Source organism: Pseudomonas sp. BIOMIG1BAC (assembly GCF_001705995.2).
GTDB classification, from domain to species: domain Bacteria; phylum Pseudomonadota; class Gammaproteobacteria; order Pseudomonadales; family Pseudomonadaceae; genus Aquipseudomonas; species Aquipseudomonas sessilinigenes.
Window position 1 is genome coordinate 1,257,892 of record NZ_CP049045.1, and the last position, 13,887, is coordinate 1,271,778.

Below are 13,887 nucleotides of genomic sequence, written 5' to 3' on the forward strand. Positions count from 1 at the left end.
AAGTTCTTGGGTGGGTTTGAAGGGTAAGTTCTATGGCGTGTACTTCTCCTGGGAAATGGCTTGTTTTCGTTGGTGGGAATGATTCTGTAGGCAGGGACTTAAATGTATTTTTAGTTTTGATTTGGTAATGGATGGGGCTGGACTTTTAGTGTGTTTTAAATTGCCTGTCTGGATGCGGTGAGAGAATCGATGTTTTATTGTTTTATCGATATGAGGCGATTCTTTATGTTTGAGTAGAACTTTCCTCGAAAGGCTGTAAGCAACGTAGGGCAAAACTAAAGCGGATGTTTCACAGCAAACTCAGGTTGAACTTTTGCGTCGCGCATCAAAATTCATCGAGCCAGAGGTTGCCTTGATAAGCCTCTAGCCCCTGCTCTGAATAACGTCGTTGGTGTGGGTGTCCTGACGCAGGCATTGAATCGGTGGTCTGTTCGGCTGCGTGCTCTGCTGCAGGATGTTGGGATGGGATGGGATGGGATGGGAGGGGTGTAGGGCTCAGCGTGGCGGCATGAATCGAGGGGCTTCAGCCGCCAGGCCAATCACGAGGGTGGCGGTTGCAAACATGGACAAAATTCGTACAGCCAGATTGCGTTGATTCTCAATATCATTTAATAATGAAAATCATTATTCAATGGGCCCAGGTCATGAGCACTGCCTTGCACGAGCAGCCGTACCTTGAAAGCTGGCGCTGGATGAGCCGCCAGATCCGCTGCGCACTGGATCCCGACGAACCGCGTCTGATCGAGCATTACCTGGCCGAGGGACGATACCTGGCCTGTTGCACTGCCATGTCCGCCTGGACCGTTGCCGAAACCTCCTTCCGTTTATTGATCGATACCGCTACCGATACCGCGTTGCCCTGGCATTGGCGCAGCCTGTGCCTGGACCAGGCCTGGCGTCCGCTGCGCGATATGGAGCGTTTGTCGCTGTGCAAGTGCCGACTTGAGCGTTGGCAAAGCCATGCCTGGCGATTGGCGACGTGTTCGCTGTTGCCTTCCATTCCTCTGATTGAACTGGTGCAAGGATTTCCCGATGAGTAATACCCGTATCGAACGCGACAGCATGGGAGAATTGCAGGTCCCGGAGCAGGCGCTGTATGGCGCACAGACCCAGCGTGCAGTGGATAACTTTCCCATCAGTGGGCAACGGATGCCGGCGGCCTTCATCCGGGCGCTGATCCTGGCCAAGGCTGCCGCGGCGAAGGCCAACGTCGAACTCGGGCAGCTCAGCGAGTCCCAGGGCAAGGCCATCGTCGATGCCGCCCAAGGGTTGCTGGAGGGGGACTTCATGCAGCACTTCCCGGTGGATATCTTCCAGACCGGGTCCGGCACCAGCTCCAATATGAACGCCAACGAAGTGCTGGCAACCCTGGCCAGTCGCCTGCTGGGTGAGGCAGTCAACCCCAATGACCATGTCAATTGTGGCCAGAGCAGTAACGACATCATTCCCACCACCATCCATGTCAGTGCTGCGTTGACCCTGCATGAGCAGTTGTTGCCAGCGTTGGTGCATCTGGTGGAGGTCATCGAGCACAAGGCGCTGCAGGTGCACCCCTTTATCAAGACAGGGCGTACTCACCTGATGGATGCCATGCCTGTGCGCATGAGCCAGGTCCTTGAGGGCTGGGCGCAGCAGCTCAAGGCCAATATCGCGCACCTGCAGGACTTGCTGCCGAGCCTGCAGTCTCTTGCCCAGGGCGGCACGGCGGTAGGTACCGGGATCAATGCGCATCCGGAGTTCGCCGGGCGCTTCAGTCAGCAGTTGAGCAAGCTCACCCAGGTGCAATTCACTCCGGGCAAGAACCTGTTCGCCCTGATTGGCTCCCAGGACACTGCGGTGACTGTCTCCGGGCAGCTCAAGGCTACGGCGGTATCGTTGATGAAGATCGCCAACGATTTGCGCTGGATGAACTCGGGGCCATTGGCCGGGTTGGGGGAAATCGAGCTGGAAGGGTTGCAGCCGGGCTCGTCGATCATGCCAGGCAAGGTCAACCCGGTGATCCCGGAAGCCACGGCGATGGTGGCGGCCCAGGTCATTGGCAACGACAGCACCATCACGGTGGCAGGGCAGTCGGGCAACTTCGAGCTCAATGTGATGTTGCCGATCATTGCCCAGAACCTGCTGAGCAGCATCGAGTTGCTGGCCAACTCCAGCCGCCTGCTGGCGGACAAGGCGATTGCCAGTTTCAAGGTCAACGAACCCAAGCTCAAGGAAGCACTGTCGCGCAATCCGATCCTGGTGACGGCCTTGAACCCGATCATTGGTTACCAGAAGGCAGCGGAAATCGCCAAGACCGCCTACAAGCAGGGGCGCCCGGTGATAGACGTTGCGCTTGAGCATACCGACCTGCCCCGCAGCCAGCTTGAAGTCCTGCTGGACCCGGAGAAGCTTACGGCGGGTGGCGTGTAACCCCCTTATTGCTCTGGAGGCTCACCATGGAACATTGGAAACGCACGATCGAAAGGGCCAATCGCCTGTTCATGCAGGGCGAGCTGGTCGATGCCCGTGAGTGCTATCTGCAGGCGCTGGCCTTGGCCCAGGTGTTGTTCGAGCGCTGGCCCAATGCCGACGAAGCAGTGGCGGCCTGTGTGATTTCCCATCACAACCTGGCGGACTTGCATTTGCAGTTGAACCAGCCGGAGGAAAGCGCGGAATACCTCTGTGCGATCCACCAGCGTCTGTTGCAGACGATGCAGGACGGCCGGTTACCCCTGATGTTGCGCGAGGCTGCCCTGCGCCAAAGCAGCAAGACCTATGTCGAGCTGCTCAATTTCATTGGTGAGCACGGCGAATACCCACGTTCCCACCGTTTGCTGGAGAGCAGCATCGTGCGCCTGTCGTGCGATGGCTCGCTTCCCGGCAGCCCCTCTTATGGAGTGCACTGATATGTCCTTTACCTTGCCTGCCTTGCCTTATGCCTACGATGCCCTGGAGCCGCACATCGATGCGCAAACCATGGAGATTCACTACACCAAGCACCACCAGACCTATATCAACAATCTCAACGCTGCGGTGGAAGGTACTGAGTGGGCCGAGTGGGAAGTGGAGAAGCTGGTGGCCAGTGTCCAGCAGCTGCCAGAGCAACTGCAGGCCGCAGTGGTCAATCAGGGAGGAGGGCATGCCAACCATTCGCTATTTTGGGCGGTCATGACCCCGACGGGAGGCGGCAAGCCCGGTGGCGCGCTGGCGCAAGCGATCGAACAGGATATCGGTGGTTTCGAGCGTTTCAAGGAGGCCTTCACCAAGGCCGCACTGACTCGCTTTGGTAGTGGCTGGGCCTGGCTCAGCGTGACGCCTGAGAAAACACTGGTGGTCGAGAGCAGTGGCAACCAGGACAGTCCCCTGATGAAGGGTAATACGCCAATTCTTGGCCTGGACGTCTGGGAGCACGCCTATTACCTGCGTTATCAGAACCGTCGGCCGGAATACATCAATGCGTTCTATAACGTCATCAATTGGCCGGAAGTCGCCCTGCGCTATCAGGCAGCGGTGGCCTGATCCCTCCTTGGAAAACAATCAATAAGGCCGACTATGGGCACTGAGACATTGGCGATCAGCAGTGGGCGAATGTTTCGCTACGCCTTCGGTTCGCTCCTGTTATTGGCGGGCACCGCGTTGCTGGTGGCTCAAGGATTGAGCTGGTTGAACCTGGAGCCCAGGCTGCTGCGAGCCTTGCAGGGCGGCTCGATCTGCGCGCTGGGTACGGCGCTGGGGGCCGTTCCGGTGTTAGTGATTCGCAAGATGCCCATCGCCGTAGGCGACACCTTGCTGGGTTTTGGGGCTGGGGTGATGTTGGCCGCAACGGCATTCTCGTTGATCGTACCGGGCATTGCTGCGGCACAGGGATTGGGGCTGTCCGCCTGGGGAGCTAGCGGCCTGGTCTGCGTGGGTATCATGCTCGGGGCTTTTGGCCTGTTTCTCGTGGACCTCAAGGTGTCCGGCGGCAACCCGGAAACTCTAGTTGGGACACCTGAGCATCCAGTGATTGCCCCACGTATCTGGTTGTTTGTCTTTGCCATCATTGCCCATAACATTCCTGAAGGCATGGCGGTGGGGGTGTCGGCCGGTGGAGGCATGCCGGATGCGGATAGCCTGGCCATGGGCATCGCCTTGCAGGATGTGCCGGAAGGCTTGGTTATTGCCCTGGTGTTGGCAGGGGCAGGAATGTCGCGCGCCAAGGCGTTCTTGATCGGCGCTGCCTCAGGCCTGGTAGAGCCCGTATTCGCGTTGCTCTGTGCGTGGCTGGTGAGCCTGGCGGAGTTGCTTCTACCCTTGGGGCTGGCACTGGCCGCTGGTGCCATGTTGCTGGTGGTGACTCATGAGGTGATTCCCGAGTCCCGACGCAACGGTCACGAAAAACTGGCCAGTCTCGGCTTGTGTATCGGCTTCTGCCTGATGATGGTGATGGATACGGCGCTCTCTTGAGTGCCGTACGAAGACGTCATTCGCCTTCGTCAAAGTAGTTGTTGATCAGGGCTACCAGTGCGTCCAGTGCTTCCTGCTCTTGCTCACCTTCGGTCTTGAGATGAATCTTGGTGCCCTTGCCGGCGGCGAGCATCATCATGGCCATGATGCTCTTGCCATCGACCATGCTCTCAGGCGTTCTACCGGCGCGGATCTGGCAGGGGAACTGGCCGGCCACGCCGACGAACTTGGCCGAGGCACGGGCATGCAGGCCCAGTTTGTTGATGATCTCGATTTCCAAAGCTGGCATCGCGGGGTAGGTCCTTTCAGCTAAGGTCGCGGTGGCGAACCTGGACGTTCTTCAGGGATTTTTGCAGGACCTGGCCCAGGCGCTCCGTCAGGTAGACGGAGCGGTGGTGCCCACCGGTGCAGCCGATGGCAATGGTCACATAGGCACGGTTGCTGGCGGCAAATCGTGGCAGCCATTTGAGCAAGTAGCTGGAGATATCCTGGAACATCTCCTCGACATCAGGTTGGGCGGCCAGGTACTCGGCTACGGGGGCATCCAGCCCTGATTGGGCGCGCAGCTCGGGTTTCCAGTACGGGTTGGGCAGGCAGCGCACGTCGAACACCAGGTCGGCATCCACGGGCATGCCACGCTTGAAACCGAAGGACTCCACCAGAAAGGCGGTGCCGGGTTCTGGCTGGTTCAACAGCCGCAGCTTGATGGTGTCGCGCAGTTGATAGAGGTTCAGGTTGGTTGTGTTGACCTTGAGGTCGGCCAGGTCGACGATGGGGCCCAGCAGATGGGTCTCGTCGCGAATGGCCTCGGCCAGGGAACGGTTGGCGCTGCTGAGTGGATGGCGGCGTCGGGTTTCCGAGAAGCGCTTGAGCAGGGTTTCTTCGTCGGCATCCAGATAGAGCACATCACACTGGATATGCCGACTGCGCACTTCCTCGAGCAACTCGGGGAAACGTGACAGATGGCTGGGCAAGTTGCGGGCATCGATGGAGACCGCGACCAACGGCTGGGCCAGCTCGGTGTGGATCAAGGCACGTTCGGCCAACTCTGGGAGCAGGCCGGCGGGCAGGTTGTCGATGCAGTAGTAGCCGTGGTCCTCAAGAACATCGAGGGCGGTGCTTTTGCCTGAGCCGGAACGGCCGCTGACGATGATCAAGCGCATGGTTACTGCCTGTTTTGCTCGTCCAGGACGACCTGATACAAGGCTTCGTTGCTGGTAGCACTGCGCAACCGGTCACGAACTTCCTTGCGATCGAGCATGCTGGCGATCTGCCGAAGCAGTTCCAGGTGCGCATCGGTCGCAGCTTCCGGGACCAGCAGAACGAACAGCAGGTCCACCGGAGCGCCATCGATGGCGTCGAAGTCGATCGGAGCGTCCAGGTGCATCAGTGCGCTGATGGGCGATTCGCAACCCTTTAGGCGGCAGTGAGGAATGGCGATGCCGTTGCCAAAACCGGTGGAGCCGAGTTTTTCGCGGGCAATCAGGCTCTCGAAGACATCCTGCATCTCCAGATCGGGCACTTCACGGCTGATCAGGTTGGCAATTTGTTCGAGGGCGCGTTTTTTACTGCCTCCCGGCACGTTCACCAGGGAACGGCCGGGGGTCAGGATGCTTTCAAGTCGGATCATGGGAGGGGAGTATCAGCGACCCGTGCCTTGGAGAAGGTGGAGTTGCTTTTCCTTGTGCTTTTTCAGTTGGCGGTCAAGCTTGTCCGTGAGCAGGTCGATTGCGGCATACATATCGTCATGTTCTGCATTGGCGACGACCTCCCCACCGTGAATGTGCAGCGTAGCCTCGATCTTCTGCTTCAGCTTCTCGACGGCCATGGTGACCTGCACATTGGTAATCTTGTCAAAATGGCGTTCCAGTCGGTCGAGTTTTTCGCCGATGTAGACGCGCAGAGGTTCAGTCACTTCGAGTTGGTGTCCACTGATGTTGACTTGCATACAGCTTCTCCTTCGTTGCCAGTGCATGACGCGGCAGGCCATTTTGCCTGCCACCTGGACCGTGTCTGAAGCCTGCTGCGCATCGATCAGGCGGTTTGCCTGGTCGCCGTTTGGCGAGCATTCAGACACACTCCGAAACGCTGTGGCCAGCCCTACGGCTACATCAGCCGCTTACGTTCGCTAGAAGGCGCGATCCCAAGGGATTCGCGGTACTTGGCGACGGTACGGCGGGCTACCTGAATACCTTGTGCCTCCAGTAAACCAGCGATCTTGCTGTCACTCAACGGCTTTTTCTGATTTTCCGCCGCCACCAGTTTTTTGATGATTGCGCGGATCGCGGTGGATGAGCATTCACCGCCTTCCGAGGTGCTGACGTGGCTGGAGAAAAAGTATTTCAGTTCATATATACCCCGTGGGGTGTGCATGAATTTCTGCGTAGTGACCCGGGAAATCGTCGATTCGTGCATGCCCACCGCTTCGGCGATGTCATGCAGGACCAGGGGCTTCATCGCCTCGTCGCCATACTCGAGAAAGCCGCGCTGATGCTCGACGATCTGGGTGGCGACTTTCATCAGGGTTTCGTTGCGACTTTGCAGGCTCTTGATGAACCAGCGGGCCTCCTGCAGCTGATTGCGCATGAAGGTGTTGTCTGCGCTGGTGTCGGCACGACGTACAAAGCCCGCATATTGGGCATTGACTCGCAGGCGTGGTACCGACTCCTGGTTCAGCTCCACCAGCCAGCGTTCGTTGTCCTTGCGCACAATGACGTCCGGGACCACGTACTCGGCTTCGCTGGATTCGATCTGCGAGCCCGGGCGCGGGTTGAGGCTTTGCACCAGTTCGATGACCTGGCGCAGTTCGTCTTCCTTGAGCTTCATGCGCCGCATCAGTTGGCTGTAATCGCGGCTGCCCAGCAGGTCTATGTAGTCGCTGACCAGGCGCTGAGCTTCGCTCAGCCAAGGCGTCTTGGTCGGTAGCTGGCGCAGTTGCAACAGCAGGCATTCACCCAGGTTGCGAGCACCGATGCCGGCGGGTTCGAATTGCTGGATGCGATGCAGGACTGCTTCGATTTCGTCCAGCTCGATATCCAGTTCGGGGTCGAAGGCCTCGAGGACTTCTTCAAGGGTCTCGTCGAGGTAGCCCTGGTCGTTGATGCTGTCGATCAGGGTCACCGCGATCAAGCGGTCGGTGTCCGACATCGGGGCCAGGTTCAGTTGCCAGAGCAGGTGGCTCTGCAGGCTTTCGCCAGCGGAGGTGCGGGTGGTGAAGTCCCACTCGTCATCATCGCTGCTGGGCAGGCTGCTGGCGCTGGTCTGGTAGACATCTTCCCAGGCGGTATCCACCGGGAGTTCGTTGGGAATGCGTTCGCTCCATTCGCCATCCTCGAGGCTGTCCACCGTCGGGGCGGTTTCCTGGTAGGAGGGTTCCTGGATTTCGGTATTGGGTTTGGACTCGGTGTTGTCGGCCAGGGGGTCGCTGTTGTCGAAGTCGTCGCCATCTTCCTGGCGTTCGAGCATCGGGTTGGACTCCAGGGCTTCCTGAATTTCCTGTTGCAGGTCCAGGGTCGACAATTGGAGCAGGCGGATGGCCTGTTGCAGCTGCGGTGTCATCGTCAGCTGCTGGCCCATTCTCAGGACTAGCGATGGTTTCATGGCAGGGGCTTAACACCTTAATTGCCGGCGCACATGCGCCATCCACTACAGGGCGCCGAAGCGCCAAACATAAGCAAATTATATGCCTGAAACTGAAGTGTTTGCCTAGAGCGTCGTAACAATAAACTTTGTAGGGATTTACTGTTTTCGGCGCCCTGGCTACTAGCCCAACACGTCAGCCTTTACAGGCGGAATTCGTGGCCCAGGTAGACTTCCTTGACCAGCTCATTGGCCAGGATAGTCGCAGAATCGCCTTCGGCGATCAGTTGCCCGTCATTGACGATGTAGGCGGTTTCGCAGATGTCCAGCGTTTCGCGGACGTTGTGGTCGGTGATCAGTACCCCGATGCCCTTGGCTTTGAGGTGATGGATGATCTGCTTGATGTCGCCGACGGAGATCGGGTCCACGCCTGCGAACGGTTCGTCCAGCAGGATGAACTTGGGTGCGGTGGCCAGCGCGCGGGCAATCTCCACGCGACGACGCTCGCCGCCGGACAGGCTCATGCCGAGGTTGTCGCGGATATGGTTGATGTGGAACTCCTGCAGCAGGCTTTCCAGTTCCTGGCGACGACCTGCTTTATCGAGTTCCTTGCGGGTCTCGAGGATAGCCATGATGTTGTCGGCCACCGACAGCTTGCGGAAGATCGAGGCTTCCTGGGGCAGGTAGCCGATGCCCGCGCGAGCGCGCCCGTGCATGGGCTGATGGCTGACATCCAGGTCGTCGATCAGCACCCGGCCCTGGTCGGCCTGGACCAGGCCGACGATCATATAGAAACAGGTGGTCTTGCCTGCACCGTTGGGGCCAAGGAGGCCGACGATCTGGCCGCTGTCGATGGACAGGCTGACGTCGCGCACGACCTGTCGGCTCTTGTAGCTCTTGGCCAGGTGCTGGGCTTTCAGAGTTGCCATTACTGGGCCTTTTGCTCGTCGGTTTTCTTTTTCGGCTGGATGACCATGTCGATCCGCGGACGGGGAGCGGTAATCGAGCTGCCGTTGGCGCGACCGGCATTGGCCACTTGCTTGACGGTGTCGTAGATGATCTTCTCGCCTTCGGTGGTATTACCGTCGTTGATGACCTTGGCCTTGTCGATCAGTACGACGCGGTTTTGCTGGGCGTGGTACTGGATGGTCACGGCGTAGGCCTGGACCGGCTTGGGATCGGTCTGCTTCTGCAGTTGCTCGAAGTAGGCCAGGTTGCCCACCGAGGTCACGACGTCGATTTCACCACTCTTGGCCCGGGTGATGGTCACGGTGTTGCCGGTAATCTTCATCGAGCCCTGGGTGATGATCACGTCGCCTTTATAGGTGGCTACGCCATTCTTGTCATCGAGCTGGGCATCGTCGGCCTGGATGCGGATCGGCTGTTGGCTATCGTTCGGCAGAGCCCAGGCGCTCACGCTTCCCAGTGCTGCGCCCAGACTGAGCAAAATAGGGAGGGTTTTAATGAGCCTCATACTGTCCTCTTACGTTCGATAGCAGGTCCATCCTGCCGTCTTTCAAATACGCTTTCATTCCCGTAGCCGTGGTCACGCCGTCGGCGCCGTCGATTCTAACGGCTTGCTCGGTTTGCGCATATTGCTTCTGTGGGAATACTGTCATGCGACTGCTGGTGATCAGCAGGTTGCGATTCTTCTCGTCAGTGCGCGAAACCCGTACCGAGTCGATGAGTTCGACCTGAGTGCCATCCGGGTTGACCTCGCCGCGTTCGCTCTGGACGTGCCACGGATAGGCGGTGCCACGGTACATGTGCAGGTCCGGCTGGGTCAGCAGGGTTACCTGGCTGGCCTTGATGTGCTCGACCTTGTCCGAGGTCATCTCGTATTGCAGCTTCCCATCGGGCAGGTACTGCACGCTGTGGGCATTGATCGCGAAATAGTCGATGGCGCTTTCATCGACCTGGACCACCGGCTTGTCGAGGAAGCGCTCGGGGCTGATATTCCAGTAGCCCACCGCAGCGAATAGCAAGGCAATGGTCCCGAAGATCAGTATGTTGCGAATCTTTTTACTCAGCATTGGCGGACTCTATAGATAAGCGGCATTGGCTGCTTCGAGGCGGCCCTGGGCATGCAGGATCAGTTCGCAAAATTCGCGAGCCGCTCCTTCGCCGCCGCGGGCCACGGTGATGCCGTGGGCGTGCTCGCGAACGAAGGCGGCGGCATTGGCGACTGCCATGCCCAGGCCGACACGACGGATCACGGGTAGGTCGGGCAGGTCGTCGCCCAGGTAGGCGACCTCTTCATAGCTTAGGCCCAGTTGTGCAAGAAGCTCGTCCAGTACGACCAGCTTGTCTTCGCGGCCCTGGTAGAGGTGGGGGATTCCCAGGTTCTTGGCCCGGCGCTCGACCACGGGGGTCTTGCGCCCGGTGATGATCGCGGTTTGTACTCCGGCGGCCATGAGCATCTTGATGCCCTGGCCGTCGAGGGTACTGAAGGATTTGAATTCGCTGCCGTCCTCGAGGAAGTACAGGCGACCGTCGGTCAGCACGCCGTCGACGTCGAAAACCGCCAGCTTGATGTTCTTGCCGCGCTGCAGCAGGTTCTCATTCATTTACATCACTCCTGCGCGCAACAGGTCGGACAGGTTGAACGCGCCTATGGGGCGATCCTCCTGGTCGACGACGACCAGTGCGTTGATTCGATTGTCTTCCATGATTTTCAGGGCTTCGGCCGCCAGCATCTCGGCACGTGCGGTCTTGCCGTGGAGGGTCATGACTTCGTCTATGGTGGTGTGGTGGATATCGATGCTGCGGTCCAGGGTGCGGCGCAGGTCGCCGTCAGTGAAGACCCCGGCCAGGCGCCCGTCCGCCTCGACAATGACGGTCATGCCCAAGCCCTTGCGGCTCATCTCCATCAGGGCATCGCGAAGCAGGGTGCCACGCTGGACCTGAGGCAGTTGTTCGCCGGCGTGCATGACGTTCTCGACCTTCAGCAGCAGGCGACGTCCCAGGGCGCCACCGGGGTGCGAGAAGGCGAAGTCTTCGGCGGTGAAGCCGCGGGCCTCCAACAGTGCCACGGCCAGGGCGTCGCCCATGACCAGGGCGGCGGTGGTCGAAGAGGTGGGGGCCAGGTTCAGCGGGCAGGCTTCTTGCTCGACATGCACGTTGAGATTGACGTCGGCGGCCTTGGCCAGCGGTGAGTCCGGGTTGCCGGTGATGCTGATCAACTGGATGCCCAGGCGCTTGATCAGCGGCAACAGGGTCACGATTTCATTGGTGGAGCCGGAATTGGAGAGGGCCAGGATCACGTCTTCGCGGGTAATCATGCCCATGTCGCCATGGCTGGCTTCAGCCGGGTGGACAAAAAAAGCCGTGGTTCCCGTACTGGCCAGGGTGGCGGCGATCTTGTTGCCGATATGTCCGGACTTACCCATGCCGACCACTACCACTCGGCCTTTGCTGGCCAGAATCATCTCGCAGGCGCGCACGAAATCTGCGTCGATATGGGGCAGCAAGCCTTCTACGGCCTGTATTTCGAGGCGGATGGTGCGCTGTGCTGATTGAATCAGGTCGCTGGTTTGGCTCATGTCTGAAATCGTATAGCCCGATGAAAAGGCGGCGATTATAGCGGTAATGAACAAATCCCTCACGCAAGTTCGTCAGCCTTTGCCGACTGTTGCCAGGAATCGAACTATTTTGCCTGTCGTCGACCTGAACGGTGACGGCTTCGGCCTTGGGGGCTAAGCATCAGCAGTGATATAGTTCGCCGCCAGTTCGGCCTGCCCAGAGGCACGAGCTCCCGGGAGGGAGCCTAGCGTCCGAGTGTTAGGTTGCATCGCAAGGAGTTTAGATGAGTGCCGATAACGCTTACGCGGTCGAGCTGAAGGGCGTTTCCTTCAAGCGCGGTACGCGCAGCATATTCAATAACGTGGATATCCAGATTCCGCGGGGCAAGGTCACCGGCATCATGGGACCTTCCGGCTGCGGGAAAACAACCCTGCTGCGCCTGATGGGCATGCAATTGCGGCCTAGCGCTGGTGAAGTGTGGGTCAACGGCCAGAATCTGCCGAAGCTTTCGCGCAGTGACCTGTTCGATGCTCGCAAGCAGATGGGCGTCCTGTTCCAGAGCGGTGCGCTGTTCACTGATCTGGATGTCTTCGAAAACGTAGCCTTTCCGCTGCGGGTGCATACCCAGCTGCCTGACGAAATGATTCGCGACATCGTCCTGCTCAAGCTACAGGCTGTGGGGTTGCGAGGAGCCATCGACCTGATGCCCGACGAGCTGTCGGGTGGGATGAAGCGCCGGGTCGCCTTGGCTCGCGCCATTGCCCTGGACCCGCAGATCCTCATGTACGACGAACCGTTCGTGGGCCAGGACCCTATTGCCATGGGGGTGCTGGTACGCCTGATCCGGCTGCTCAACGATGCCTTGGGTATCACCAGTATCGTGGTTTCCCATGATCTGGCCGAGACCGCAAGCATCGCCGACTACCTCTATGTAGTGGGTGATGGCCAGGTACTGGGCCAGGGAACTCCTGCCGAGCTCATGGACTCCGACAATCCGCGTATTCGTCAATTTATGAAGGGCGATCCCGACGGTCCCGTGCCGTTTCATTTTCCAGCGCCGGATTACCGCGCAGATCTTCTGGGGAAGCGCTGATGCGCAAGATATCGCTAATCGAAAGGGTTCGTCTCTTCGGTCGCTCAGGCATCGATGTCCTGGCGGTACTGGGGCGTTCCACCCTGTTCCTGTTTCACGCGCTGCTCGGGCGCGGCAGCATCGGCGGCGGATTCGGCCTGCTGGTCAAGCAACTGCATTCAGTGGGCGTGATGTCACTGGTGATCATTGTCGTGTCCGGGATCTTCATCGGCATGGTGCTGGCACTGCAGGGATTCAATATCCTTTCCAGCTACGGTTCGGAGCAGGCGGTGGGCCAGATGGTTGCCCTGACCCTGCTGCGTGAGCTGGGGCCGGTGGTGACTGCGTTGCTGTTCGCCGGGCGAGCTGGTTCGGCGCTGACGGCCGAAATCGGCAACATGAAGTCCACCGAGCAACTCTCCAGCCTGGAGATGATCGGTGTCGATCCGCTCAAGTACATCATTGCCCCGCGCCTCTGGGCTGGCTTCATTTCCCTGCCGCTGTTGGCGATGATCTTTTGTGTCGTGGGTATCTGGGGCGGTTCGTGGGTGGCTGTCGACTGGCTGGGGGTCTATGAAGGTTCCTACTGGGCGAACATGCAGAACAGCGTGAACTTCAGCAGCGACGTGCTCAATGGTGTGATCAAGAGCATTGTCTTTGCATTTGTAGTGACCTGGATCGCCGTATTCCAAGGCTACGACTGTGAGCCCACCTCAGAGGGGATCAGCCGTGCCACTACCAAGACCGTGGTGTATGCCTCGTTGGCCGTACTCGGCTTGGACTTTATTCTGACCGCCTTGATGTTTGGAGATTTCTGATGCAAAACCGCACCCTGGAAATCGGTGTCGGCCTTTTCCTGCTGGCTGGCATCCTGGCTTTGCTGTTGCTTGCCCTGCGAGTCAGTGGCCTGTCTCCGACGGCTAGCACCGATACCTATAAACTTTACGCCTACTTCGACAATATCGCCGGTTTGACGGTCAGAGCCAAAGTGACCATGGCCGGCGTGACCATCGGCAAGGTCACGGCGATCGATCTGGACCGTGACAGCTTCACCGGCCGGGTGACGATGCAACTGGAAAAGCGCGTGGATAACCTGCCGACCGACTCCACTGCATCTATCCTGACTGCTGGCCTGTTGGGTGAGAAATACATCGGTATCAGCGTGGGTGGGGAAGAGGCCCTGCTCAAGGATGGTGGAACCATCCACGACACCCAGTCGTCGCTGGTGCTGGAGGACCTGATCGGTAAATTCCTGCTCAATACCGTTAGCAAAGACGCCAAATGAGGAG

18 protein-coding genes are annotated in these 13,887 nt (G+C 59.0%); 8 read left to right on the forward strand and 10 right to left on the reverse strand.

Annotated features, from left to right (window positions below; all coding sequences use genetic code 11):
• The first annotated feature begins 644 nt into the window (after positions 1-644).
• The 5 genes from ATY02_RS05680 to ATY02_RS05700 are packed head-to-tail and all read left to right on the forward strand — an operon-like array spanning position 645 to position 4,425.
• Positions 645-1,040, forward strand: a complete 396-nt coding sequence (locus tag ATY02_RS05680; RefSeq protein ID WP_068584248.1) for a FagA protein — start codon at positions 645-647, stop codon at positions 1,038-1,040.
• A complete protein-coding gene (locus ATY02_RS05685; RefSeq protein ID WP_068584245.1) occupies positions 1,033-2,409 on the forward strand; it encodes a class II fumarate hydratase in 1,377 nt (458 codons plus the stop codon). The genes ATY02_RS05680 and ATY02_RS05685 overlap by 8 nt, the downstream gene beginning before the upstream one ends.
• A gap of 26 nt (positions 2,410-2,435) precedes the next feature.
• Entirely contained in the window at positions 2,436-2,885 is a 450-nt protein-coding gene (locus ATY02_RS05690; protein ID WP_068584242.1) for a hypothetical protein, read from the forward strand.
• Position 2,886: 1 nt separating this feature from the next.
• Positions 2,887-3,498, forward strand: coding sequence for a superoxide dismutase (locus ATY02_RS05695; RefSeq protein ID WP_068584241.1), 612 nt, complete (start codon positions 2,887-2,889; stop codon positions 3,496-3,498).
• A 33-nt stretch (positions 3,499-3,531) separates the two neighbouring features.
• Entirely contained in the window at positions 3,532-4,425 is an 894-nt protein-coding gene (locus ATY02_RS05700; protein WP_068584238.1) for a ZIP family metal transporter, read from the forward strand.
• Between the two features lie 16 nt (positions 4,426-4,441).
• Here ATY02_RS05700 and ATY02_RS05705 read toward each other — a convergent pair whose 3' ends face one another.
• The 10 genes from ATY02_RS05705 to ATY02_RS05750 all read right to left on the reverse strand — a co-directional run bounded on the left by ATY02_RS05705 (position 4,442) and on the right by ATY02_RS05750 (position 11,546).
• Positions 4,442-4,714 (reverse strand): HPr family phosphocarrier protein, encoded by a 273-nt coding sequence (locus ATY02_RS05705; RefSeq protein WP_060837549.1) that lies wholly within the window; start codon positions 4,712-4,714, stop codon positions 4,442-4,444.
• A 16-nt stretch (positions 4,715-4,730) separates the two neighbouring features.
• Positions 4,731-5,588 (reverse strand): RNase adapter RapZ, encoded by an 858-nt coding sequence (gene rapZ / locus ATY02_RS05710; protein ID WP_068584234.1) that lies wholly within the window; start codon positions 5,586-5,588, stop codon positions 4,731-4,733.
• A gap of 2 nt (positions 5,589-5,590) precedes the next feature.
• The gene (ptsN, locus tag ATY02_RS05715; protein WP_068584232.1) at positions 5,591-6,055 is read right to left on the reverse strand and encodes a PTS IIA-like nitrogen regulatory protein PtsN; all 465 of its coding nucleotides are present in this window, start codon (positions 6,053-6,055) and stop codon (positions 5,591-5,593) included.
• Between the two features lie 12 nt (positions 6,056-6,067).
• Positions 6,068-6,373: a ribosome hibernation-promoting factor, HPF/YfiA family gene (gene hpf, locus ATY02_RS05720; protein WP_011059268.1), complete on the reverse strand. Its 306-nt coding sequence runs from the start codon at positions 6,371-6,373 to the stop codon at positions 6,068-6,070.
• A 158-nt stretch (positions 6,374-6,531) separates the two neighbouring features.
• Positions 6,532-8,025 (reverse strand): RNA polymerase factor sigma-54, encoded by a 1,494-nt coding sequence (locus tag ATY02_RS05725; protein WP_068584229.1) that lies wholly within the window; start codon positions 8,023-8,025, stop codon positions 6,532-6,534.
• A gap of 182 nt (positions 8,026-8,207) precedes the next feature.
• Entirely contained in the window at positions 8,208-8,933 is a 726-nt protein-coding gene (gene lptB / locus ATY02_RS05730; RefSeq protein ID WP_058436531.1) for an LPS export ABC transporter ATP-binding protein, read from the reverse strand.
• Positions 8,933-9,478 (reverse strand): lipopolysaccharide transport periplasmic protein LptA, encoded by a 546-nt coding sequence (lptA, locus tag ATY02_RS05735; RefSeq protein WP_068584226.1) that lies wholly within the window; start codon positions 9,476-9,478, stop codon positions 8,933-8,935. The genes lptB and lptA overlap by 1 nt, the downstream gene beginning before the upstream one ends.
• Positions 9,465-10,037, reverse strand: coding sequence for an LPS export ABC transporter periplasmic protein LptC (lptC, locus tag ATY02_RS05740; RefSeq protein ID WP_068584223.1), 573 nt, complete (start codon positions 10,035-10,037; stop codon positions 9,465-9,467). Before lptC ends, lptA begins: the two co-directional genes overlap by 14 nt.
• 9 nt (positions 10,038-10,046) lie before the next feature.
• Positions 10,047-10,571 (reverse strand): KdsC family phosphatase, encoded by a 525-nt coding sequence (locus ATY02_RS05745; RefSeq protein ID WP_068584220.1) that lies wholly within the window; start codon positions 10,569-10,571, stop codon positions 10,047-10,049.
• On the reverse strand, positions 10,572-11,546 hold the full coding sequence (locus ATY02_RS05750) for a KpsF/GutQ family sugar-phosphate isomerase (protein WP_068584217.1): 975 nt from the start codon (positions 11,544-11,546) through the stop codon (positions 10,572-10,574). It abuts the gene before it with no gap.
• Between the two features lie 263 nt (positions 11,547-11,809).
• Here ATY02_RS05750 and ATY02_RS05755 point away from each other — a divergent pair, with 263 nt between their 5' ends.
• Genes ATY02_RS05755 through mlaD form a run of 3 tightly spaced genes read left to right on the forward strand, consistent with a single transcriptional unit; the run spans position 11,810 to position 13,883 of the window.
• Positions 11,810-12,619 (forward strand): ATP-binding cassette domain-containing protein, encoded by an 810-nt coding sequence (locus ATY02_RS05755; RefSeq protein ID WP_068584214.1) that lies wholly within the window; start codon positions 11,810-11,812, stop codon positions 12,617-12,619.
• A complete protein-coding gene (mlaE, locus tag ATY02_RS05760) occupies positions 12,619-13,416 on the forward strand; it encodes a lipid asymmetry maintenance ABC transporter permease subunit MlaE (RefSeq protein WP_068584211.1) in 798 nt (265 codons plus the stop codon). Before ATY02_RS05755 ends, mlaE begins: the two co-directional genes overlap by 1 nt.
• On the forward strand, positions 13,416-13,883 hold the full coding sequence (mlaD, locus tag ATY02_RS05765) for an outer membrane lipid asymmetry maintenance protein MlaD (protein ID WP_011059277.1): 468 nt from the start codon (positions 13,416-13,418) through the stop codon (positions 13,881-13,883). The genes mlaE and mlaD overlap by 1 nt, the downstream gene beginning before the upstream one ends.
• The last annotated feature ends 4 nt before the right edge of the window (positions 13,884-13,887 follow it).